Annotated in this window: 16 protein-coding genes and 1 pseudogene; 6 read left to right on the top strand and 11 right to left on the bottom strand. The window is 60.2% G+C overall.

Annotation, left to right across the window (positions count from 1 at the left end):
• The first annotated feature begins 123 nt into the window (after positions 1-123).
• The 5 genes from ACVW0C_RS05255 (at position 124) to ACVW0C_RS05235 (ending at position 11565) form a co-directional block, all read left to right on the top strand.
• Positions 124-1761: an acetolactate synthase large subunit gene (locus ACVW0C_RS05255; RefSeq protein ID WP_457384585.1), complete on the top strand. Its 1638-nt coding sequence runs from the start codon at positions 124-126 to the stop codon at positions 1759-1761.
• A gap of 156 nt (positions 1762-1917) precedes the next feature.
• On the top strand, positions 1918-3981 hold the full coding sequence (locus ACVW0C_RS05250) for a GspE/PulE family protein (protein ID WP_457384553.1): 2064 nt from the start codon (positions 1918-1920) through the stop codon (positions 3979-3981).
• 160 nt (positions 3982-4141) lie between these two features.
• Positions 4142-5284: a type IV pilus twitching motility protein PilT gene (locus ACVW0C_RS05245; RefSeq protein ID WP_457384552.1), complete on the top strand. Its 1143-nt coding sequence runs from the start codon at positions 4142-4144 to the stop codon at positions 5282-5284.
• Positions 5285-5481: 197 nt separating this feature from the next.
• On the top strand, positions 5482-6708 hold the full coding sequence (locus ACVW0C_RS05240; RefSeq protein ID WP_011433722.1) for a type II secretion system F family protein: 1227 nt from the start codon (positions 5482-5484) through the stop codon (positions 6706-6708).
• A gap of 72 nt (positions 6709-6780) precedes the next feature.
• A complete protein-coding gene (locus tag ACVW0C_RS05235) occupies positions 6781-11565 on the top strand; it encodes an alpha-2-macroglobulin family protein (protein ID WP_457384551.1) in 4785 nt (1594 codons plus the stop codon).
• 47 nt (positions 11566-11612) lie between these two features.
• Here ACVW0C_RS05235 and ACVW0C_RS05230 read toward each other — a convergent pair whose 3' ends face one another.
• The 9 genes and pseudogenes from ACVW0C_RS05230 to purF all read right to left on the bottom strand — a co-directional run bounded on the left by ACVW0C_RS05230 (position 11613) and on the right by purF (position 19881).
• Positions 11613-13442 (bottom strand): Rqc2 family fibronectin-binding protein, encoded by a 1830-nt coding sequence (locus ACVW0C_RS05230; RefSeq protein ID WP_457384550.1) that lies wholly within the window; start codon positions 13440-13442, stop codon positions 11613-11615.
• A 259-nt stretch (positions 13443-13701) separates the two neighbouring features.
• Positions 13702-14301: a DUF3727 domain-containing protein gene (locus tag ACVW0C_RS05225; protein WP_457384549.1), complete on the bottom strand. Its 600-nt coding sequence runs from the start codon at positions 14299-14301 to the stop codon at positions 13702-13704.
• 108 nt (positions 14302-14409) lie between these two features.
• Positions 14410-14646: a gas vesicle protein GvpG gene (locus ACVW0C_RS05220; protein ID WP_011433717.1), complete on the bottom strand. Its 237-nt coding sequence runs from the start codon at positions 14644-14646 to the stop codon at positions 14410-14412.
• Between the two features lie 189 nt (positions 14647-14835).
• Positions 14836-15225: a hypothetical protein gene (locus tag ACVW0C_RS05215; protein ID WP_414342319.1), complete on the bottom strand. Its 390-nt coding sequence runs from the start codon at positions 15223-15225 to the stop codon at positions 14836-14838.
• A 577-nt stretch (positions 15226-15802) separates the two neighbouring features.
• Positions 15803-15904, bottom strand: a pseudogene (locus ACVW0C_RS05210) (IS630 family transposase); the annotation flags it as partial.
• A gap of 90 nt (positions 15905-15994) precedes the next feature.
• Complete coding sequence (locus ACVW0C_RS05205; protein ID WP_011433715.1) at positions 15995-17233, bottom strand: pentapeptide repeat-containing protein; 1239 nt, start codon at positions 17231-17233, stop codon at positions 15995-15997.
• Entirely contained in the window at positions 17167-17664 is a 498-nt protein-coding gene (locus ACVW0C_RS05200; protein ID WP_414416528.1) for a thiol-disulfide oxidoreductase DCC family protein, read from the bottom strand. Before ACVW0C_RS05200 ends, ACVW0C_RS05205 begins: the two co-directional genes overlap by 67 nt.
• Positions 17665-17675: 11 nt before the next feature.
• Positions 17676-18200: a peptide deformylase gene (def, locus tag ACVW0C_RS05195; protein ID WP_414330398.1), complete on the bottom strand. Its 525-nt coding sequence runs from the start codon at positions 18198-18200 to the stop codon at positions 17676-17678.
• Between the two features lie 52 nt (positions 18201-18252).
• Positions 18253-19881: an amidophosphoribosyltransferase gene (gene purF / locus ACVW0C_RS05190; protein ID WP_011433712.1), complete on the bottom strand. Its 1629-nt coding sequence runs from the start codon at positions 19879-19881 to the stop codon at positions 18253-18255.
• A 258-nt stretch (positions 19882-20139) separates the two neighbouring features.
• Between purF and ACVW0C_RS05185 the strand changes: the two genes are divergently transcribed.
• Complete coding sequence (locus ACVW0C_RS05185) at positions 20140-20883, top strand: hypothetical protein (RefSeq protein WP_414407232.1); 744 nt, start codon at positions 20140-20142, stop codon at positions 20881-20883.
• A gap of 33 nt (positions 20884-20916) precedes the next feature.
• On the opposite strand, the gene ACVW0C_RS05180 is transcribed toward ACVW0C_RS05185, so the two are convergent.
• Together ACVW0C_RS05180 and ACVW0C_RS05175 are read right to left on the bottom strand one after the other, a co-directional pair.
• Positions 20917-22314, bottom strand: coding sequence for an aminotransferase class III-fold pyridoxal phosphate-dependent enzyme (locus ACVW0C_RS05180; protein ID WP_457384548.1), 1398 nt, complete (start codon positions 22312-22314; stop codon positions 20917-20919).
• Positions 22315-22453: 139 nt separating this feature from the next.
• Positions 22454-24169: a succinate dehydrogenase/fumarate reductase flavoprotein subunit gene (locus ACVW0C_RS05175; protein WP_457384547.1), complete on the bottom strand. Its 1716-nt coding sequence runs from the start codon at positions 24167-24169 to the stop codon at positions 22454-22456.
• Between the last annotated feature and the right edge of the window lie 267 nt (positions 24170-24436).

The following is a 24436-nucleotide window of genomic DNA, read 5'->3' as shown; positions in this document are numbered from 1 at the left end:
AGCTTGGTTCCCACTGCCCACCCAGCCTGCTCCCGTCCCCAAGCCCAGGAAAAAAGTTATCCCTTGCCCCCTCCGCCGTCTATGGTGGGATCCAGATCCACCGTTCTCCGTACCCTTGCCGCCATGAACACCGCCGAGCTGCTGGTTCGCTGCCTGGAAAATGAGGGAGTGCAGTACATCTTCGGCGTTCCCGGCGAAGAAAACCTGGAAGTCCTGCAAGCCCTGCGCCGCTCCTCGATTCGGTTTATCACCACCCGCCACGAACAGGGGGCTGCCTTCATGGCCGATGTCTATGGCCGGCTGACGGGCAAAGCGGGGGTGTGTCTCTCCACCTTGGGGCCGGGTGCCACCAACCTGATGACCGGAGTTGCCGACGCCAACCTGGACGGAGCGCCCCTGGTGGCTATTACCGGCCAAGTGGGCACCGACCGCATGCACATCGAATCCCATCAGTACCTGGATTTGGTGGCCATGTTTGCCCCCGTCACCAAGTGGAATGCCCAGATCGTGCGCCCCAGCATCACCCCGGAGATCGTGCGCAAGGCTTTCAAATTGGCCCAAGCCGAGAAGCCCGGGGCCGTCCACATCGACTTGCCGGAAAACATCGCCGCCATGGAAGCCAGCGGCACTCCCTTGAGGAGAGATCGCCTGGACAAAACCTACGCCTCCTATCAAAGCCTGAACGAAGCGGCGTCCCTGATCTCCCGCGCCCGCAACCCCTTGATTTTGGCCGGCAATGGGGCCATTCGCGCCCAAGCCAGCAGTGCCCTCACGGAATTTGCCACCCGCTTGAACATCCCCGTGGTCAACACCTTCATGGGCAAAGGAGTGATCCCCTACACCCACCCCTTGTCCTTGTGGGCCGTTGGCCTACAGCAGCGGGATCTGGTCAGTTGTGGTTTCGACCGAACCGATCTGTTGATCGCCGTCGGCTACGACCTCATCGAGTACTCTCCCAAGAAATGGAACCCCGACGGCACCATCCCCATCGTTCACATCGCTGCCCTGCCGGCTGAAATCGACAGCAGCTACATCCCGCAAGTAGAGGTGGTGGGAGACATTTCCGACTCCCTGATGGAGATCCTGCGCCGCTGCGATCGCACGGGCAAGCCGGATCCCTATGGCCTCAGCCTGCGGCAGAACATCGTCCGCGAGTACACCTGCTATGCCCAGGATCAGAGCTACCCGATCAAGCCCCAGAAGCTGATCTACGACCTGCGCCAAGTCCTGCAACCGGAAGACATCGTCATCTCCGATGTCGGTGCCCACAAGATGTGGATGGCCCGCCTCTACCACTGTGACAAACCCAACACCTGTCTCATCTCCAACGGCTTTGCCGCCATGGGCATCGCCATTCCGGGGGCCTTGGCCGCCAAATTGGTGCATCCCGACCGGCGCATCGTGGCCGTAACCGGAGATGGAGGGTTCATGATGAACTGCCAAGAGCTGGAAACTGCCCTCAGGGTGGGCACTCCCTTTGTAACTCTCATCTTCAACGATGGCGGCTATGGGCTGATCGAGTGGAAGCAACACAATCAATACAACGAGGCTGCTTTCGTCAAGTTCGGCAATCCAGACTTCGTCAAGCTGGCGGAGAGCATGGGCCTCAAGGGCTACCGCGTCGAAAAGGCTGCCGAGCTGATCCCCATCCTGAAGCAGGCCCTCCAGCAGCCGGTGCCCACCCTCATCGACTGCCCTGTCGATTACGGCGAAAACCTTTACCTAACCCAGCGGTCGCAAGCGTTGGTCTGCGAGGCTTAGGGGACGAGATGGATGTGAATGCGAGATTTGAGCCGAGTTGGGGCATAGTAAGCCCAGGGTTGGCGGCCTCTGGGAAGTCCAGACTTATGTATCTTTACCGTTGACCCTTAGCAGCCAAGTGCAGTGAAATAGAGGCATTGTGGGTGACCCGCCAGCATGAGCGATCTTCCTTCCCCTCCCTTTACCTCGCGCCGCGCCGGCGCTGCCAGCAAAGCTCTGGCCATCGCCAACGTCAGCATTACCCCCTTTGGCCGCAAGTTAAAGGAGCTGGGCTTTGCCGACGATAAGCAGATCCAGGACATCCAAAACGCCCTCAAAGCGGATCGAGAGGGCAACAGCAAGGCCCTGGCTCTGGTGGTCAAGGATATCGTGGGCAAAGAGATCACCCCTGACCTGGAGCGGGCTTACAAACGGCAGCAGCTCTTTGAACTGAAAATCATCTACGGGATCCCCTCCCTGGATGTCGACCTGGAGCCAGTGGAGATCTCCGAGATGATTGGGCTGATCGACTCGATCTTGCCCCTCGACATCTGCAACCGCTACAAGTTCTTGCCCATTCGCCGTCGAGACAATCAGGTGACGGTGGCGATGGTCAAGCCAGACAACCTGCAGGCACTGGACGACATTCAACGGCGCTTCCGCATCCAGGGGCTGAAGCTGCAGCGGCGGGTCTTCACTCATCGGGATTTCGAGACCCTGATCAACCGCTACATGGATGTGCAGGCGGATCTGCTGGCCATCAAGGGGATCAACGACGCGGCTGCTGCCCAACAGGAAGAAGAGGTGGTGGTCAACACTGCCGAAATCGATCTGGATGCTATTGAGGATGTGGCTGCCGATGAGGCCGGCGAGGGATCCCTGGAGCAGCAGCTCAAATCGGCAGATGATGCCCCGATTATTAAACTGGCCAACCAGATCCTGGTCAAAGCCCTGCAGGAAGGAGCGTCTGACATCCACATCGAGCCGCAAGAAGAATACTTGCGCATCCGCTTCCGCAAAGATGGGGTGTTGCGGCAGGCTTTTGAAAACTTTCCCAAGAAGATCGTCCCTGCCCTCACCGCTCGCTTCAAAATCATGTCCAACTTGAACATTGCCGAGCGGCGCATGCCCCAGGATGGGCGGATTCGGCGGGTCTTCAAAGGGCGCAAGGTGGACTTTCGGGTCAGCACCCTGCCCTCCCGCTATGGGGAGAAGATCGTGCTGCGGATCCTGGACAACTCCGCCACCCAACTGGGGCTGGACAAGCTGATCACCGACCCAGAGACCTTGGAAAGCTTCAAGGAGATTGTCAAGCGACCCTTTGGCCTAATCTTGGTGACCGGGCCAACGGGATCCGGGAAAACCACCACCCTCTACTCGGCCCTGGCGGAGGTGAACGACCCGGGCATCAACATCAGCACCGCCGAGGATCCCATTGAATACTCGCTGCCGGGGATCACTCAGGTGCAGGTGATCCGAGAAAAGGGCATGGACTTTGCCATGATCCTGCGGGCCTTCTTGCGGCAAGACCCGGATGTCATCCTGGTGGGGGAAACCCGCGACCACGAGACGGCCAAAACCGCCATCGAAGCCTCCCTCACGGGCCACTTGGTGTTGACCACGCTGCACACCAACGATGCCCCCGGTGCCATCGCCCGTCTGACGGAGATGGGGATCGAGCCATTTATGATCTCCAGCTCGTTGCTGGGGGTGTTGGCCCAGCGCTTGATGCGCCGGGTGTGTACCGAATGTCGGATCCCGTACCACCCCACATCCGAGGAGTTGGCCCGCTATGGCCTCAGCCTCAGCGGCGACGGCGAACAGCTCACCTTCTACAAAGCCAACAAGCTCTCCCCCAAAGAGATCGAGCAGCGCAAAGCCACCGGCAAGCCCATCTGCGAGAAATGTGGGGGCGTGGGCTACAAAGGCCGCGTGGGGGTGTACGAGTTCATGCGCATGAACGACCGCCTGGCCGAGTTGATCAACAAGGGGGCTCCCACGGAGGTCATCAAGGAAGCCGCTGTCGAAAGCGGCATGAAAACCCTGCTCGCCTACAGCTTGATGCTGGTAAAGCAGGGCCTGACCACGCTGGAGGAGGTAGATCGGGTTATCCTCACCGACAAGGGTTTGGAAACGGAGCTGAAGGCCCGTGCCAAGGCCCTTAGCACCTGCCGCAACTGTGGCGCCGCCCTGCAGGTAGACTGGATGGATTGCCCCTACTGCCTGACGCCGAAGTTTTAGGCAAGGCGCCTGGCTCTTGACGCCGCCAAGGTGCTGATTATAACAGTCCTATACGAGTCCTGGAGGGTTGCCTCTAGCCCGGCTTTAGAAGGGTTTTTCATCGACAACTCCTAGGTCGAACCCAGCCTGACTCAGCTTACCGATTGGAGACACCAGCCCTATGCCACAACTCATGATCGAAGACCTGATGGAAGAAATCGTCCGCAGGGGCGGTTCTGACATCCACATCTCAGCCGGTTTGCCCCCCTATTTCCGCATCAATGGCGAACTCCAGCCAACCGAGCACGAGCCCCTCACCCCTGAGGAGGTGCAGCGGCTCATTTTCAGCATGTTGAACAACACCCAGCGCAAACACCTGGAGCAGAACTGGGAGTTGGACTGCTCCTACGGCGTGCGCGGGATCGGGCGCTTCCGCGTCAACGTCTACCGGGATCGCGGCACCTACGCCTGCGCCATGCGGGCGCTGGCCTCTGAGATCCCCAACATCGACAAGCTGGGCCTGCCGGATGTGTGTAAGGAAGCAGCTCGCCTGCCGCGGGGCTTGGTGCTGGTAACCGGCCCAACGGGATCTGGCAAATCGACTACGCTGGCCTCCATGATCGACATGATCAACCGCGAACGGGCCGAGCACATCCTCACCATCGAGGATCCCATTGAGTATATCTACACCCCCATTCGCAGCATCATCCACCAGCGGCAACTGGGGGAAGACACCAAGAGTTTTGCCAATGCCCTGCGGGCAGCGATGCGGGAGGATCCGGATGTGATCCTGATCGGGGAGATGCGGGATCTGGAGACCATCCAGTTGGCCATTACCGCCGCCGAGACGGGCCACCTCTGCTTTGCCACGGTACACACCAGTTCTGCCGCCCAGACGGTGGATCGCTTGGTGGATGTGTTTCCGCCCGAGCAACAGCAGCAGATTCGCGTGCAGCTCTCCAACTCCCTCAAGGCCGTCTTCTCCCAAACTCTGGCCCGCCGCCTCAATCCCAAGCCAGGAGAGCCTGGACGGGTGCTGGTGCAGGAAATCATGGTGGTAACGCCGGCCATTGCCAACCTGATTCGGGAGGGCAAAACTGCCCAGATCTACTCGGCTATCCAGACAGGGGGCAAGCAGGGCATGAAAACGCTGGAGCAAGATCTGGCTAACCTTTACCTACAGGGCAAGATCGACTTCGATACGGCCATGTCTAAGACCTCTCGCCCCGAGGAGTTGCAACGGCTTTTGGGCAACGTTACCGGGCCCTCGCCAGCCGCGGCTGCCCAGCAACAGCGGCCACCAGCAGTTGCCACCCGTCGCTAAACCTCGTTGCCACCAGGCAGTGCTGGGATCCCGGGGTGAGGGTTCATCGCCGATCTCTAGCCACTGCCTCAATTTGTGGCTAAGCTCTAGCTGAGAGATCGTTGATCGGCCTAAGGTTTGGGCTGACTTCTCTTTTGCACCTGCGAAACATTTAAAGCCATTTCGTTATTTAGAGCGATCTAGCCGGGGGTACAGCCATGCCGCGCTACAAGGTTCGGGGGTTAAAGGCCGGTCAGCCGGTACGCCTGACGGTGGTGGCCAACAGCCTGACCGAAGTTCGTGCACGGCTGCGCCGAGACGGGATTTTTGCCAAACAGGAAGACATTCAGGAGGAGAAACCCTTCTTTTCCTTGGATACGTCTTTCGATTTCTCAATGCTGGGATCCATCGACATTCGCGACAAGGCAGTGTTCTCCCGGCAATTTGCTGCCTTGATCAACGCTGGCGTGTCGATGGTGCGCTCTCTCACCATCATGGAGGAGCAAACCGGCAACCCCAAACTCAAAAAGTACCTGCGGGCTATCCGAGCGGAGGTGGAGGCGGGGAAAAACCTCTCCGACTCCATCCGCCCTTATCCCGACGCCTTCGACGGCCTCTACTGCAGCATGGTGCAGGCGGGGGAGGTGGGCGGCGTGCTGGACGAAGTGCTCAACCGCCTGGCCAAGCTGCTGGAAGACATGGATCGCCTGCAGAAGCAGATCAAGTCAGCCATGACCTACCCGGTGGTGGTGACGATCTTGGCTGTCTTGATTTTCTTGGGCATGGTGCTGTTCATCTTGCCCACGTTTGAGAGCATCTACAACGACTTGGGTGGGGAGCTGCCTGCCTTCACCCAGTTTTTTATCAACATCAGCAAGTTCCTGCGCACGCCCCAGTACAGCTTGGGGCTGGTGGGCTTTCTAGGGGCCGTCTATTTTGCTTTCCGGCGCTTTTACCGCACCCCTGCCGGCAAGGAGACCATCGACGCGCTGGCCCTCAAGCTCCCTATCTTCGGGGATCTGATCCAGAAGTCGGCGGTGGCTCGCTTCTGCCGCACCTTTGGCGCTCTCACCCGCTCCGGGGTGCCGGTGCTGACTTCCTTGGAAATTGTGCGCGACACCTCCGGCAACCAGGTGGTGGCCAACGCCATTGACGCCGCCCGCCAATCCATCTCAGAGGGAGGGCAGATTGCCCCTGCTCTGGACAAGGCCAAGGTCTTCCCAGTCATGGCCATTCAGATGATCAGCGTGGGGGAAGAGACAGGGGAGCTGGACGCGATGCTGATGAAGACGGCGGATTTCTACGAGCTGGAGGTGGAGGAGGCGGTACGCGCCCTCACCAGCCTGCTGGAGCCGTTGATGATCGTGATCCTGGGCGGTATGGTGGGCTGCATTATCGTGGCCATGTACCTGCCCATGTTCAACGTGTTCGAGCTGGTGAAGTAGTGGATTGGGCTGACCCTTGAACCCCCAGGGCGGCCAGGGCACAGGGTAGGAGCAACAAAGGAGAGGGATCCCATGCTGAGGCGATGGTTGGCGGCCCTGGTGCTGTTGTTGGGGGTGGGGCTGGCAGTTTTGCTTTCCGAACAGCCGACGGGATCCCTGGCGGGACGGGTGGAGCTGCCGGCAGAGGCTCCGCCTGGGGATGTGCAGGTCATTGCAGCCGGCCCGGTCACGCGCAGCGCCAGCTTGACCGCAGATGGCGAATATCGCTTGGATCGATTGCCTGTTGGGGAATACCAGGTGACGGTGCAGGGATCCGGCCTGGAAAAGGTGGGCAGCCAGAGATCCGTTCTGGTGCGGGAGGGGGCAACGGTTCGGATCCCCACCTTGCGCCCTCAGCTTGTCCCCCCCGGTCTCTATCTCTACAGCACCAGCCAGGTGTTTACGACCGCAGAACCGGCGCGGCTGCAGTGGCGGGCCACCAGCCTGGGCTCGGTGCAGCTCAGCCTCTATCGCTTTTCCCTGGCGGATTTGCAGGGATCCCCTCTCTTGCGGGATTTGGCGGATGCTGGCTATGGCTCCCTGGATCCGGCTCTGTATCCCACCCTGCGGCGGGAGCTTGTGCGCAGTTGGCAGCAGCCGGTGCCACGACGATCGGGAGAGGGGTGGACAGCCCAAACCTTGGAGCTGGGGATCCTGCCGCCGGGGGCCTACTGGGTGGAGGCGGAGGGCCGGGAGCCGCTGAATGCGGCTGCACCCTTGCCCCGTTTCGACCATTGGTTTTTGGTGAGCGATCTCGGCCTCATCCAGAAGAAGGATGCCAGCCAGTTGGTGGTGCAGGCGGTGCACCTGCGGGAGCTGCGTCCCCTGGCCGGGATCCAGATCCAAGTTTTCGGGGAGTGGGGGGATCCCCTGACGGCCACCACCGATGCAGAGGGGCTGGCCCGCTTTGGCCTGCCGGCGAGAGAGGTTTCTTCCCTGGTGGTCTATGGCCGCAGTGCCGACAACACCCTGCAGGCTTTGTCCCGCAGCTACGCCTATGGCTGGAACCAGCCCCACCGGATCTACGCCTACACCGATCGTCCCCTCTACCGTCCTGGCCAAACCGTCTATTTCCGCGCCCTGGTGCGAGAGCAAACCCGCCTCACGCCGCCCCCCCCAGGACAAGCAGTGCAACTGACCCTTACGGCCCCCAACGGGGATGTGTTGAGCGAACAAACCCTGGCCACCAATGCTTTTGGCAGTGTCCATGGGGAGTTTCAACTGCCAGAAGAAGCGTCCCTGGGCAGCTACGGCCTGAAGTGGCAGGTGTCAGGGCCGCAGGGATCCAGCGGCGAATACACCTCTTTTCAGGTGGAAGCCTACCGCAAGCCGGAGTTTGAGGTGGCGGTGGTGCCCGACCGACCTTGGCTGGTGCGGGGGGGATCCCTGAAGGTGCAGGTGGAGGCCGAGTATCTTTTCGGCGCGCCGGTGGCCGCTGCCCAGCTCCGCTACCGAGTTTACAGCAGCCCCGACTGGAGCCTGCGCTATGGGCTGTTGCCCCGTTCTGCCGAGGAAGACTATTTCGCCGACGACCTGGGAGAGGAGCAGGGCTACTACGGCGGCTACGGCCAGTTGGTGGCGGAAGGGGAAGGGGTGACGGATGCCCAAGGGCGGGCGGAGTTTCGCCTGGATCGCCTGCTGCAGGATCTCAACTGGGAAGAAGACAGCTACTGGGGCCCCCAAGAGGTGCAGCAGTTGCGCATCGAGGTGGAGGTGACCGATATCAGCCGCCGGACGGTAACAGGATCGGCGCGGGCCTGGGTCACGGCTGGCGAATTTGCCCTCTTTGCCGAGGCCGACCGCCACCTGCCCGCTCCGGGGGATACCCTCACCTACCGGCTGCAAGCCCGCGATTACGATGGCCGCCCCGTCAGCGCCACCGGAGAGCTGAGCCTGGAGCGCTGGCGCTGGGATCCCAAGAGCAGCACCTACCAACGGCAAGATACCCTGCTGCGGCAACCTTTTCAGATTGTCAACGGGGAAGGCAGCCTCGACCTCCACCTGCCCGCCGACCTGGAGCCGGGAGACTACCGGGTGCGGTTGACGGCATGGGATCCCCGCCGTCAAAGTGCTCCGCACCGCTGGCGCGAACGGGTGCAGGAGGTGGACTATCTCTGGGTGGTGGAGCCGGGCAGCCCCCTACAAAGTTGGGGATCCCTGCCCAGCCTGGAAGTGGTGGCGGATCGGCAGATCTACCAGGTGGGGGAAGAGGCCCAGATCCTGATAGTCTCGCCGCTGCCGGATGTGGCGGTGCTGGTGGGCATTGAGGGATCCCGGCTGCACCAGGTGCAGGTGCTGCGTCTCCAGGGGCATACGGCCACGCTGCGGTTGCCCATCCGCGGCGACTATCGTCCCAATCTCTACGTCACTGCCACTGCCATCGGCCCAGAGCGGCGGCTGTACCAAAGCGAGGCCCTGCTGCGGGTCTCCCCCTTGGATCGCTTTTTACAGGTGGAGCTGCAGACCGATAAACCCACCTATCGACCGGGCGAGACCGCCCAAATCCAAATCCGCACCCGCGATGCCCAAGGGCAGCCGGTGAGCGCCGAGGTGGGCCTAGGGATTGTAGACAATGCCCTCTACCTATTGCGACCCGACTTCACCCCGGATATTCGCCGCTTCTTCTATGGGCGCCAGTACAACCAAGTTACCACCACTACCTCTTTCCCTCAGCAATATCCCGGCGGTGCTGACAAGCTGGCCGGCCAAGTGCGGGAAGACTTTCGCGATACCGCCGCCTGGTTCCCGGATCTGGTCACCGATGCCGATGGCCTGGCTCAGGTGCAGGTGCGCTGGCCCGACAACCTCACCACCTGGCGCTTGACCGCCCGCGCCGCCACTGCCGACACCCAGGTGGGATCCGCTCTTGCCACAGTCTCGGTTAGCAAAGACCTGTTGGTGCGCTTGGCCGCTCCCCGCTTTTTCCGGGTGGGGGATCAGCTCACCTTGGCGGCCATTGTGCAAAACCGCACGGGTCAAGCCCAAGCGGTGGAGGTGCGGCTGGAAGTTCCTGTTCCTGCCGGTGGGATCTTGAAATTGCAAGGCCCGGAACGACAACGCCTCACCGTGCCGGCCCAAGGAGCGGGGCGGGTGGAATGGCCTCTCCAGGTTCTGGGGGCCGGAGATACCTCTCTGCGGGTCTGGGCGGAAGGGAATGGGCTGAAAGATGCGTTGCAACTGCGGATCCCCAGCCAGCCTTTCGGCGCTGTGCAACGGTTCTCCCAGGTGGGTCGGGTGCAGGAGGGCAGCCTTGACTTATCGCTGGATTGGCCCGCCACCTGGGTGCCGGGATCCCGGCAGCTTCACCTGGAACTGGCCGCTAGCCCGGCAGCAACCCTGCTGGGGCCGCTGGATTACCTGGTGGAGTTCCCCTACGGCTGCACCGAGCAAACCCTGAGTCGCTTCTTGCCCGCCCTAGCCGTCGCCCAAGTCAGCGAGCAGTTGGGCTTGAACCTGCGCTCTCAAACCCTGGAGCGGCTGCCTCGAGTGCTTCGATCCGGCTTGCAGCGACTGGAGGGATCCCAGAACTACGATGGGGGCTGGGGCTGGTGGGCCCGTGACCGGAGCAACCCCTATCTGACCGGATACATCCTGCAGGGGTATCACCTTGCCCAAGCTGCTGGCTATGCCCTCAAAGAGTGGCGGGTGCGGCAGGCCTTGGACTATCTGGCCGCTCAACTGGCCCAGCCACAAGCCCTCTCCCCCGATCTGCAGGCTTTTGTCGCCTACAGCCTGGCCCTCTGGGATCCCGCTTTGGTAACTGCCGACCTGCCGCCGCCGGAGCGGCTCTCCACCTTTGGCCTGGCCTACCGAGGGCTGGCTGCCCTGCAACTGGGCCAGAGGGATCTTGCCCAGGCAGCCCTGGATGAGGTTCTGGAGCGGCGGCAACAGGATCCCCAAGGGCGCTGGTTTATCCCGGCTGCTCCAACTCGTGCGACCCAAGAGCGCTCCACCTACGACGACATGGAGGTGGCCGGCCCCCTACTGCAATTGGCCGTTCGGCTGCAGGATGACCGGGCTGCCCAGATTGCCGATGCCCTTCTCCAACAGCGGCAAAACAACCGCTGGCGCACCACCAAAGCCACCGCCGATGCTCTCCTCGGCCTGTCCGCCTACTACCAAGCCCAGCAGCAGCAGCTTCCCGGCCCCGGCGAGGTGCGGGTGTTGGATGGGACAACCGGATCCCTTCTCGGTCGCTGGCAGGCCGGCGCTGGGGATCCCCGCTATGGGCTGGATTGGGCTGACGCAGAAGTGGGGAACCTGAGCAGCCTGCGCCTGGAAAAGTCCGGCCCCGGCCCCCTTTACTACAGCTTGAGGGGAGAAGCCTTCGTCCCCAACCCTCTGCCCTCTCAAGCCCAAGGCTTTGCGGTGAGCCGCAGCTACTTCCGCCTACAGCCCCAGCCCCAACCCAACGGGGAGATCCGCTACCGAGAGCAGCCGCTGCGCCCTGGCGACACAGTAAGGGCCGGAGAAATCCTCCTGGCCCGGTTGACGGTGGAAGCCGAGCGGGACAGCCACTACGTGGTGGTCGAGGATCCCCTGCCCAGCGGCGCCGAGATCACCTCCCAGGATCCGCGAGAGTTCACCGGCTTGGCCCCAGACTACTGGTGGGACTGGTTTTGGACCCGCCAAGAGAATCGGGATGACCGCGTGGCCTTTTTCAGCACCGAGCTCAAGCAGGGTCGCCATGAGTTTGTCTATCTCTTCCGTCCGGAGATCCCCGGCCAATTCCAGGTGGCTCCTGCTTTGGCAGAAGAAATGTACGACCCCAGCCGCTATGGCCGCAGCGCCGCTTACTCCCTCGAAGTTCTCCCTTGAATGCCTCGAACCTGCCCACTTGGCCAGAAACAAAGTAACCAGTTGCGTCAGTGTGGCCCAAGGGCTGACGCAATGAGCAGCTGCGCATGGCTGGGCCGCCCCCAAAGCACCTGCTCCTGTTTGTAAACGACCATGCCGGGCGGGGATCCCTTGGGTTTGAACACCAGTTTCGGGCGAGTGTAGACTACTGGCACCTGTTCGCTGAGGCGACCGCGGCTGAAATGGGCCGCCAAATCAGCAGCCGCCTGCAGATCTTCGCTTTCTGCTACAGCCCCGGGGGGCAAGCGCAGCAGCACATGACTGCCGGGGATCTCTTGGGCATGAAACCACCAATCGTGTTCCTGAGCCACGCGAAAGGTGAGCTGATCATTTTGCAGGTTGTTGCGCCCCACCCAAATGGAGAAGCCACTGGGGCTGGTAAAGCGGTGGGGGTTGAAGGTTGCCGGTGAGGCATGTTTTGAGCTCGCCCGCAGAGACTCTGTCCCGCTGTTGCGAGTGGGACTCTCCAAGTAGCGCTGTTCAATCAGCTCGGTCTCAATTTCCTTGAGGGTGGTCAAGTCTTGGGGATCCCGATAGGTTTCCAGCTGCTGTAGAGACGCTTCCACCTGCTCGAGGTAGAGGATCTCTTGGCCGAGCGCCTCTTGTAAAGGTCGGAGGGCATCCTGGGCCCGTTTTTGTTTGCGGTGCTTGCGGTAGTAGGCTTGGGCATTGAGAATGGCATTTTTTTCGGGGTCGAGAGGGATCTTGACCGTCTGGCCGCTGGCAAAATCCGGCAGCTCGATGTGATGCAACCCTGGCCGCCAGAGGTGGAGGTGGGCCATCAACAAGTCGGCAGCCTGCTTGGAGGCTTCCGCTTGGGTGGAGTCGGCCAGCATTGCCTCAAATTGCTCTCGCCGCTGATAGAGCTTTTTCAGCAGGGTGGATACCCTTTGCAGCAGACGGTGGCGCTCTCGCTCAAACTGTTCGCGGTTAAGCTGAGCCTGGTAGTAGCCTTCCAGAAGTTGGTGCAGATTGAGTCGAGAAGGTTGTTGCAGGGACTCCGTCCCGCTAACGGGAACGGCACCGCTTGCCCAGCCGAGAACGGTGTATCCCTGGGGAGTGGGAGCTGGGTCAAACTGGCCTGTTTCCAGACGGGTTAACCAGTCTTGCCACCTGGCAAACAGTGCCTGCCAATCCTGGGCAGAGAGGTGATCGCTGGGGGTTTGCGGCGGGATCCCAGCCTGATGACACATCGCTTCCACCAAATGCCGACTGAGGCCGCGATAACAGCGCAACAGCCGTTGGCCGATGGGGCCAGGGATCAGGGCGACGCGCTCTTGCCACCAGGAAAAGGGCTCGGATCGCTGCGGGATCGGGTCGGTTAGGGCCGGAGGAGCTTCGTAGGGCAGGCCCGGCTGCACTGGACGGATTCGCGATTGGCGCTCGCTTACCCCATGGCCACTGGCCAAGATCATGCCCGCCTCGTCCACCAAAATGGCATTGCTGTGCTTGCCCATCACCTCCAGGTAGAGATGGCGATAAGGGGGATCCCCAGGCCGAGGGGCAAAGCGCAAGTCAACCACCCGTTCCCAATCCTCCAGCAGAGCTAGCTCCGTCAGAGCCAAACCCTTCAGTTGCCGTTGGAGGAACTGGCTAAATTGAAAGCCATCCGGCTCTTTGGGAGGAGGCTGACAGAGGTGGAGACGGGCCGCCTGAGGATGCCAGCACAACAGCAGGCAGGGGCGGGCAGTGAGGGTGCGCAAGCCAATGACCACCGTCCACAGATCGGTCTGTTGGATCCATTCCACGCGGGCAGGCAACACTGGATCCCGACCTGTCTTAGCCTGGGTTAGATCGGCGAGCACAGCACGCAGGGTGGTTAAATCAACCGGCTGCATCCCTGTTGCTCCTTCGCTACGCAATGCTCAGGCGGCTGGGGCTATCTTCATTCTGGCAATGGGCGTGGGGCGCACTCCCCAGCTCCAGGATCCCTGCCGGAAGCCCGAAACCGTCCCTCAGCAGATGTCGGGGCGCGTTTGGAGTGGCCGACGAAAAACTCCGGGAAAACTTTCCCAGGCACTTCCGTTGCCTTTGCCTTCTAGCCGCGTTGGCTTGGCAAAAATATCTAGCCCGGCAAAACAACAGGGGTTGATCCCCCTAATCTTCGTCCTCATCTTCTTCATCATCTTCCCATTCCTCATCGAGATCCAGCAGCAGGGCATAGAGCTGATCAAAAAGCTCTGGCGGCTCATCGGGGGTGAGCAGGTAGGGATCCCCTTCGTCAGGCAGAGCGGCGTAGAGCAAAACGGGATCGAGGGGGGTAAAGATGCCGTATTTCTTCTCTTGGTAGAAAAAGGTAGCTAGCAGTTGAAACTCCTGGGCATCTTCCTCGCTCTCGCCCAGCTCGAACACATCTTCCTCTTCGACTGGGGGCAATTCCCCCTGAACCGTGAGGATGTCGAAGCCATTTTGCTGCAAGGTGAGGTTCAACTCCCCCAAGACAGCCTGGATGGTGGGCAGGGCAGCCTGTAGCTCTTCGGGATCCGGCTCGTCCAGGATCCCTTCCATGTTGGCATCGCCGTTCACCGCTTGGCTGGGTTCTTCTTCCCCTTCCCAAACCAGCACTTTGATCACAGCATCAACGGGAGTTACCAGGGCATAGGTCTGCTCGTCGATGACCACCTGACGCAGGATCTCGCACTTGAGAGGCTGGTTTTGCTCGTCGCGGAGCACCAAGGTTTCATGGGATTCAGTCATTGAAAACAGCCCAGGGTAGGAAAGATGGGGGTGTACAGAAGCTCATTCTCCCATGTTCTGCCCCCCCTGCAATGCTGAGGGATCCCTTCCAGGCCCACCGGCAGAACTCTATGCTTCGGCTTCTCCTTCTGCTTGGGTTAAGGCTTCCAGAGCCAATAAAATCTCCTCTTCTCGGCGGGCGTAGGTTTCCTCGTCAATTTCTCCCAAATCTAGCTGAATTTGCAGGGCCGTAAGTTCTTTTTGCAGGTTTTCTTTGCTATCCAGCTGTGCTTCGGCGCGTTCTTGGATCTGCTCTGCTAGCCAAAGCAAACTTTGGGCCGGCCAAGTCAACAATTGCCAAACCATCTCAGGGCCCCTAAAGCAGATGATGAGTCTTCGTAATCCTATCAATTTGGATTCTCAGGTGGCCATTGCCCCGGCCTAGCCGTGAAACTTTTTGTTCCCTTCCTCCCCAAGCTGGAAAGACTGGGACACGCACGAAGCGCCAGGGGAAACACTGGCTATTGGTGCTCAGGCAAGTCCTAGCCGCGAAGACTAATCCTCTCGCTGGTGCTTCTCGATCCACTCCATGAGCTCCCCCTCGGAATGGGTACACAGGCGCTCTCCCGTGATTGGGTCTTGGACAGACCACCAGACCATGCCGCTGCCATCTACCCACTGCCGCACCCGCAGTTCATCGCAGGCCGCCAAGACTGCCTTCAAGCTCTGCCAAAGATGGCGCAGTCCTCTGAAGAGCGCTGAAGAGAAGGGATCCCTGCCGCCGTACTCGGCTGCCAGCTGCCGCTCTTCTTGTTTCAGCAGCTCCATCAAGCGGGTGTTGTTGGCCGCCCTAGCTGCTTCCAAACGACGGGCCAGGGAGGCTGCTATGTTTTGGCGATGGCGGGCCAGGAGACTTGTCCCCCTCATTTCAGCGATTGCACTCATAAGGCTGCTCTACATACCAGTACCTCTACACGATCAATCCTACCAAAAAATCTGTAGTCAAGGATACGAAAAGTGCAAAACCATCGGTCCTGCACGCTAACGTGCGGGATCCGATCCCAGTGCCCTGCCTGGGAGCTGCCGGAAGTTAATCCAACAAGGGGCCACCTGAGCAGCTCAGATCAATCGGCGGCTTCCCCGGACGGATTTAAGGGGGCTAATCCACAGGCAGCAAATTCAAGCGGAGCGGCAACCGGAGTTTTTCCGCGTCTTGCAGGAAAAAATGCTTGCAAGCCTACTTCCACGGAGCTGCCACAACTCGGAACGAGCCGACCAAAACAGCTTAGGCAGGAGGTGGAGAGGAAAAGGATGGGGGACTATCAACTTCAATGTAGCCTAACCCTCTCTTCTGGACGATGGTCCGTAGCTCCTGAATCAACTTTTGATCTTGGGAAGCGGTACGTGCTCCTGACTCGGCAGCCCATTCTTTCAAGCTTTGAATTTGGTCACGAGCGATGGCAGCTAGAGGAACCGTTTGGCGGGTGGTGCCCCAGGAGTAACGATACAGCCTGTTAAGGAACTAAGGGGCACAGTAGCAACACTTAGCAAACCAACTTCGGAAGCAGGACGGGTTGATAAGTAATAAAGAGGTCTCCACTATCTGCTCTATGCTACACTTCCCAGCTTCTAGCGAATGGGTTGGCATATCCCTCTCTCCTTCCTCTTGAATACTTGTATCCTATTTTTAATAGGCTGTAGCAACAATGTGAATCTAAAGAAAGGTGTACTCGTCGTAAAGGGATCCCTTGAACAAAGCGCCGTTCAGGTTAGCTCCCCGCAGGTTGGTGCCCCGCAAGTCGGTTTGGCTCAAGTTGGCTTCCTGCAAGTCTGCTTCTCGCAAATCAGCTCCTCTTAAATCCGCTCCGGTCAAGTCCGCTTGCTGCAGGTAGGCTCGGCGCAAATACGCATCTGCAAGGTTAGCTCGGGCCAAGCTCCAGCCGGAACGCGGCTGGTTGAGAACCCGCCAAACTTGTTTCCACTTGGGATCCAATTGGGTCTGGGCGTCTAGGCGTGTCCCCTGCAGGACGGCCTGGCTGAGATCTGCCCCTTGTAGGTTGGCTGAGGTTAAGTCGGCCCCGCCGAGGTGGGCTTCGCGGAGATTGGCGCCGCGCAGATCGGCATGGACAAAGTTAGCCTCTCGCAAATTGGAGCCCTGCAAGTCCGCTTGCAGTAGGCGAGCTTGGCGCAGGTTAGCCTTTTGCAAGGAAGCCCTGCAGAGGATGACTTGGCTGAGGTCTGCATCGGCAAGGTTGGCTTCATCCAATTGGGCCGAGTGGAGATAGCCCCCGCAAAGATTTGCCTCCGACAGATCCCTGCCCACCAGATCTCGTCCTTCCTGCTCCCAGTTGAGGATTTGCCACACCTGGCGCCACTTTTCTGCAATTTGGGTCTCAGGGGTAAGGTGGGCGCTCCGCAGCAGGGATCCCCGCAAGTCCGCTCCCACGAGATTGGCCTGATGCAAATCGGCGTCAGCCAAAACGGCGCTGCTTAGGTTAGCCCCCATCAGGTTGGCTTGGCGCAAGTTGGCTTGCCGGAGATTGGCCTGGCTGAGGTTGGCATGGCTCAAGTCCGCCCCTTGCAGATGGGCTCCCTCAAGGCGGCTATGGCTGAGGTCAGCGTAACAAAGAATGGCTTCAGTTAGGCGGGCATTGTTCAAATCAGCAGCTTTTAGCTGGGCCCGCCATAGGTTAGCCTGACGTAGGTTTGCTCGACACAGATTGGCTTGTTCCAGGAAGGCTTGGCGCAGGTTGGCATTCACCAAGACAGTTCCCACCAAAATGGCCCGGCACAGAACTGCTTCAGCCAGACAAAGGCCAGAGAGGTCGGCCCCGCTGAGGAGGATCCCTTGCAGATCTGCTTGGTAAAGCCCCAGGGCGCTGAGATTCAGCTGCTTGAAATCCCGTTCCCCCTGAGCGTATTGGTGCAGCAGTTGCTGGACGGGGCTGAGCATGATTCCTTATCTACCAAATCCACCAGGAGATCCTGGCCGCGAACACAGACAGGGTAAGCCGATAGGTAGAGGGTGTTACGGCAGCCAAACCACTCGTAGCGGTGATCCCGGATCTGTTCGTAGCCCAGATCCCCCAGAAACTTCAAGCCAGGAAAGTTGCGGTACAGAGCCAGCCACACCTCCCCGCTCGGCAAAAGGGCGGCAATTTGTTCAATGGCGGCGGATCCCTGCCAGCGGCGCTCTGGGTGCTCCAGATCGATGAGAATCATCCCCAGCTCCACCTGCTCCGGTGGGATCCCCCATTGGGCCAGGGTAGAGGTATCTTGCATGGGAGCATAGCAAAACTGCCGTCCGCGATCCAGTTGCTCCAAGAGCTGAACGCCGGTGGCACAGAGGTTGCAGAGGCCGTCGTAGATAACCATGTAGGGCATGGTGGGATCCCTCAGGCGGGCTGACCCAAAATCTGGGCTTGGTACTGGGCTTCGGTAAGCAGTTGCCGAGGCTGCCGCTGCAGGAACACCCGACCCATCAGGTGATCGTATTCGTGCTGAAAGATCCGCGCCGGAAAATCCTGCCAGACCACCCTTTGCTGAACGCCTTCTGGAGTGTAATACTCCACCTCCACTTCGCGAGCGCGGGCTACCAGACCACGGCAATTGGGCACACTCAAGCAGCCTTCCCAACCCAGCACCTGGTCAGAACTGCAAGCCAGCAGACGGGGGTTAACCATCACCAAAGGCTGCATTTGCGGCGCTTCCGGGTAGCGGGGATTGGGACGAGAGGCCACGATCAGCACTTGGAGCAGGGATCCCACCTGAGGAGCAGCCAAGCCCACCCCCTGCGCCTCTTTCAGGGTAGCCAGCATGCCTTCTATGAGATCTTGCAAGGCCGGCGTTTTGAACTCCGTCACCGGCTCGGCCACTTGCGTCAGGATGGGATCCCCCAATTGGCGTAGGCGAAAAGTCATGGCTTGCCCCAAGCAATTCTTCTTCTCAGTCTAGCGGGGATCCCTGAGCAGCCTAGCGGCTCTTGCCAGTAGCCACCAGTTCCAGGGCCAGTTTGGAGCGCTTCAGCCCTTCTGGGATGGGGATGGGGTAGTGGCCGGTAAAGCAAGCGGAGCAGAACGAGTTGGGATCCCGGCCCGTGGCAGCCAGCATGCCTTCCCAGCTCAGGTAGGCCAAAGAATCCACTCCAATCTTCTCGGCGATTTCCTCTACGGAATGCTGGGCAGCAATCAACTGATCCTGGCTATCGGTATCGATGCCGTAGAAGCAGGGATGGGTGACCGGGGGGCTGGAAATGCGCATGTGGACCTGGGTAGCCCCCGCCTGGCGCAGGGCCTTGACGATTTTCTGGCTGGTGGTGCCCCGCACAATTGAGTCGTCCACAATAACAATCCGCTTCCCCCCCAGCACATCCTCCAGGGGGTTGAGCTTCATGCGAATGCCCCGCTCCCGCATGGATTGGGTGGGCTGAATAAAGGTGCGGCCCACGTAGCGATTTTTGATCAGCCCTTCGGTGTAAGGGATCCCCGACTGGCGAGCATAGCCAATGGCCGCCGGCGTGCCGGAATCGGGAACGGAGATCACCCAGTCGGCCTCTGCCGGAGCCTCCTTGGCCAGTTGTTCTCCCAGCCGCACCCGGTAGGAGTAGAGGCTTTCCCCGTGCATCCAACTGTCTGGGCGGGCGAAGTAGATCATCTCGAAGATGCACAGCTTGGGGGTGGCCTCCGCCCAACGCACCGATTGCAGCCCCTGACGGCTGATCCACACCAACTCTCCCGGCTCCACCTGCCGCAGAGGGTCGGCCCCAATGATATCCAAAGCACAGGTTTCTGAAGCCAACACGTAATGCAGCGGCTCGGCCTCGGGGTGGCTGAGGGTGCCGTCGCTGCAGATGATCTCCAGCATCTCTGACTGCAGCAGCTCATCCAGAGCGGGGTTGCTGCTCAAAAGCCCCAACACCAGCGGACGCACCCCATAGGGATCCCGTGCCCCGATCAGGCCCTCTGGCGTGCCGATCACCAGACTAAAAGCCCCCTGACAGCGGCGCAAAGCTTGGCAAGTGGCCGCGATCCAATCTTGACCTTGGTTCACCGCCTGGGCAATGGCGTGGGCAATACACTCGGAGTCGGTGCTGCTGGTTAGGTGCCGGTCGGCGGCCTCCAGTTCCTTCCGCAGCTCTTCCGCATTGACCAAATTGCCGTTGTGGGCCAGAGCCAGCGGCCCCAGGCGAGTCTCCACGATCACCGGCTGAGCATTGGCCACGCGGCTGGATCCAGTGGTGGAGTAGCGGGTGTGACCAACCGCCAGATCCCCGGTCAGTTGGGCCAAGTTCACTTCATCGAAGACCTGGGAGACCAAGCCCATCGCCTTGTGAACCCGGCAAAAGGATCCCTCAAAAGTGGCGATCCCTGCCGATTCTTGGCCGCGATGCTGCAAGGCAAATAGGCCAAAGTAGGCCAGCTTGGCCACCTCCTCTCCTGGAGCCAGGATGCCAAAGACCCCGCAAGCCTCTTGCAGCTCTTCCCGGGCATACCCCGCCCCGCTGATGTTTTCTGAGGGGTACAGGGCATCAACGCCAACGGCAGTCTGCCCCTCTGCTTCTCCACAGCCAGAAGATGGTTCTGCTCCCGCCCTTGCTGCCATGGATCCTCGTCTTGCTGTCACGCTTACCAGTCTAACTCGGCCCAGGTCATTCCCCTCTATCTGGCTTCACCCCCAAAGGGGGAGTCCACAGGTGGGGTTTGCAAAAAGCTAAGACTCTATCTATAGTGTTAGCAGCGTGTAAGCGCTGCTGTGGCTGAGAAGCAGCCTGGCCGAGTTTTTGAGTTGGACACCACCAAGGCTCGGCTCTCCCAGAACCGGCAGGATCCCAAAGCTTTGTGTTGTGAGGAGTCAAACCCCATGAGACAGCAGCCCCATAGGTTCCGTCAGAGCTGGACGTTAGCAGCCTCCTCTGTAATAAGGGCCAGTGTAGCCGCTCTTCTGTCGTTGTCACTGGTGGCTTGCCAAGAAGATGCCGGCGAACAGCCTGCGGTTACCATCACGCCGATAGCGGTGGTGGCTCCAACGCCCACTCCTTTCCTCATCCCCAGTCCTGTCCCTACGCCGCCGCCCACCCCTCTGCCTACCCCGACCCCCACTCCCCTCTTGAATCCTTTCCCCACTCCCAGCCCCTCTCCCACTGCTTCCTTTGCAGCAGAGCCGCCTTCGATTGCCGTGGTGGCCCTGACGGACGCGCGACAGACGGTACCCTTCAACGTGCTGGTGGCCGTGACGACTCCTGCAGGTTTGGGGGCCGGCATCAGCTTCCGGGTGGAAATCCGACAAAGCCCCCTCACCCTCACCTTTGATTTCACTGCCGCTGCCGTCGGCTGTCAGCCCAACAGCAGAGCCTGCATTGGCACCATCCCCATCACCATTCCCACTTCTGCTCCCACCGGGGATTATGAGGTGACGGCAATGGTGGCGGATACCCAGGGCCGAATTGCTTCGGCCAAAGCTCCTTTACGGGTGTTGCCTGCGCCCAGTCCCTCCCCCTCGCCAACGCCGACCGGCACCCCCAATCCCTTTCCCTCGGTATCCCCTTCGCCCAGACCCAGTCCCTCTCCCAGTCCTTCGCCGACGCCCAGCCCCAGAAGCTTCTAACTCCCTCAGGCAGTCTCTCTTGTCGATTCAGGACTAAGGTAGCTCTTGAAGAACTCGCTTCAGGGTGGCGATCAGGTGTTCAATATGGGCTTCCTCGATGATCAAAGGCGGGGAAAGGGCAATGGTATCACCTGTAGTGCGAATCAATACCCCACGTTCGTAGCAGCGCAAAAAAGCTTCAAAAGCCCGCGCTGTCGGTCGGCCAGGGATCCTTTCCAATTCAATTGCCCCCACCAAGCCGAGGTTGCGCACATCGATGACATGAGGCAAGCCCCGTAGGGAATGGAGAGCCTCCTCCCAGAGGGGGGCAAGGCTGGCAGCCCGCTCGAACAGGCCTTCTTCTCGATACAGGTTCAGGGTAGCCAAGCCGGCGGCACTGGCAACTGGGTGGCCGGAGTAGGTGTAGCCGTGGAAAAACTCGATGGGGCTCCAGGAGAGTGTCCTGCTGTTGTCCTCTGGACGGTGCAGGTCATCAGCGGAACCAGCAGCCTCCATGAAGGCGCTGTAGATCTCTTGCTTGACGATCACTGCGCCCATCGGGATGGTGCCATTGGTGAGGCCCTTGGCACAGCAAATCAGATCCGGCACCACCCCAAAGTAATTGGCCGCAAAAGGGGATCCCAGACGCCCAAAGCCGGTGATCACCTCATCGAAGATGAGCAGAATGCCGTATTTGTCGCAAATGGCCCGCAGCTTTTCCAAATAGCCCACCGGCGGCAGCAACACCCCCGTTGAACCGGCAACCGGCTCTACGATCACCGCTGCAATCGTGCTGGCATCGTGGAGAGCGACGATCCGCTCCAAGTCTTCTGCCAAGTGGGATCCCCAGCGAGGCAGGCCGCGGCTAAAGGCGTTTTGCTCCAGGTTGTGGGTGTGGGGTAGGTGGTCTACGCCGGGAATGAGGCTGCCAAAAAACTTGCGGTTGTTGGAGATGCCCCCGACCGAGATGCCCCCAAAGCCAACGCCGTGGTAGCCCCGTTCTCGGCCAATCAGCCGCTGCCGGGATCCCTGTCCGCGTAAGCGATGGTAGGCGATGGCCATTTTCAGGGCCGTATCCACCGCCTCAGAGCCAGAGTTGGTGAAAAAAACGTGATCCAGTCCGGCAGGAGTGAGCTGGATGAGCTGCTCTGCCAGTTGAAAGGCTTTGGGATGGCCCATTTGAAAAGCTGGGGCGTAGTCCAGTTGGGCCACCTGCTGTTGGATTGCTTCCACAATCGGGGGACGACAGTGGCCGGCATTCACACACCACAGCCCGGCAGTCCCATCTAGGATTTGGCGGCCATCGTGGCTGGTGTAGTACATGTCTCGGGCGGCAACCAACAGGCGCGGGTTGGCTTTAAATTGCCGATTGGCCGTAAAGGGCATCCAAAAAGGCTCCAGATTCAGCTCCGCTTGCAGGGCGACGGCTGCTTTCTCCAGGGTTTCTTGCATGGCTGGCCCTCCGGCAGTAGACGAGATTTCAAGCTGGCGAAGATAGAATCCCTAGATATTGGATAATTTTGAAAGGGGCTCCATCCTGCTAACGGGAACGATAGAGCAATCCTAATTGGCCTGGGAGGCCTCTGGAAAGTTAGTATTTTCGCTCCTGAGGGGGAAACCGGGTGATCACCACGGGGCGATAGCTGATCTGAGGGGATCCCTCGCGAAAGGCAGCCAAGGTGTGTTGTAAAAACCGTTGATCATCCCGTTGGGGGTAATCTTCCCGCGCGTGGGAGCCACGGCTTTCCCGCCGTTCCAGGGCGCTGGCGAGGATCAAAGCCCCCACCGTCATGAGGTTGTCCAGCTCCAGCGCTTCGATCAGCTCGGTGTTCCACACCTTGCCCCGATCGTCCAAGCGCAAATCCCGCTCGTAACGCTGGCGGATCTGTTGCCATGTTTGGATCCCTTCTTGGAGAACCGATTCGGTGCGGTAGACGCCGCAATGCTCGGTCATGCAATCTTGAAATTGCCGCCGCACCTGATCAATGCGGCTCTTCCCTGATCGTTCCAGGAGCCCGGCAATCCGGCTGGCGGCCTGTTTGAGCAGGGATCCCTCGTCCACTTTCGGCAAGGCTCGACCTCTGACGGCTTCTACCATGGCTGCCCCTGTGCGCCGCCCGAAAACAATGCACTCCAGGAGAGAGTTGCTGCCCAGCCGGTTGGCCCCATGCACCGAAACACAGGCCGTTTCACCGGCAGCGAACAGCCCTTCCACACGGGTTTGGACATCCCGCAACACCTGGCCATCCACCGTCACCGGGATCCCGCCCATGCAGTAGTGCACCGTCGGTCGCACTGGAATGGGATCGACAACCGCATCGATGCCCAAGTGGCGATGGGCCTCCTCCCAACAGAAGGGCAGCCGAGTGTGGATCTTTTCTGCCCCCAGATGCCGCAGATCCAAGTAGACAAAATCTTTGCCGTCAATACCGCGCCCGGCCCGCACCTCCGTAACAATCGCCCGCGACGTGATATCCCGTGGGGCCAACTCCATCTGGCTGGGGGCATAGGCGGCCATAAAGCGCTCCCCCTTCCCATTGATCAGATAGGCCCCCTCTCCGCGCACTGCCTCTGAGATCAACACCCCCACCGGATACAGGCCCGTGGGATGAAACTGCACAAACTCCATATCCTGCAGAGGCAGGCCGGCCCGCGCCACCATTGCCATGCCATCGCCGGTGGAAGCAAAGTCGTTGGACGTGGAGTTGTAGATGCGCCCATAGCCGCCTGTAGCCAACATAACCGCCTTGGCCCGCAGCACTTCCAGCCGTCCGCTGGCCTGCTCCAACATCACCACGCCCTGGGCTTGGTTGTCCTCCAGGATCAGATCCAGCACATACCATTCGCTGTAGAGCTTGACCCCAAAACGCTTGAGGTTGCTCACCAACTCGTGCAAAATGGCGTGCCCGGTTTTGTCGGCGGCATAACAGGTGCGCGGGTGGCTGTGTCCCCCAAAGGCCCGCTGGGCAATGCGGCCATCCGGCAGGCGGGAGAACAAGACCCCCAAGTGTTCTAGGTCGATGATCACCTCAGGGGCTTCCCGGGCCAGAATCTCCACCGCATCTTGATCCGCTAGGTAATCGGATCCCTTGACGGTATCGAAGGCATGAGCCTCCCAGGAATCTTGCGGATCAACATTTTGTAAGGCGGCGGCAATGCCCCCTTGGGCTGCTACCGAGTGGCTGCGAATGGGATGGGTTTTGGACACCAAGGCCAGGTCGAGGCTGGGATCCCGTCGCATAACCTCCAAAGCCGCTCGGCAACCGGCCAGCCCTCCCCCGATGATGACAATGTCGTGTTCCAGCATGGATGCAGGCAAGCTCTCGCAAAGGATTCCGCCACAGCCAGGATGGCGTTTTCCCATTATGGCCGGCCCCAGCAGCCTCTCCAGCAGCACCTGAGTATAGCTCGTTATCAGCAGCGGTGCGGTGCCGTAGGCTTACCACTTTCTGCTGTAAACTACCCGACTCCGACCGCTAAAGCGGTACGGAGCGGGCTTTCAGTAGCCCTGAGCCTGCTCTGCCCTACCAGAGAACAAAACAGGCCCGAACCTCTAGGCTGGTTTACGACAGCC

The organism is Thermostichus sp. OS-CIW-26 (assembly GCF_054058395.1).
The sequence above is the reverse complement of the archived record's forward strand: the minus strand, read 5'-3'. Positions and strand labels throughout refer to the sequence as shown.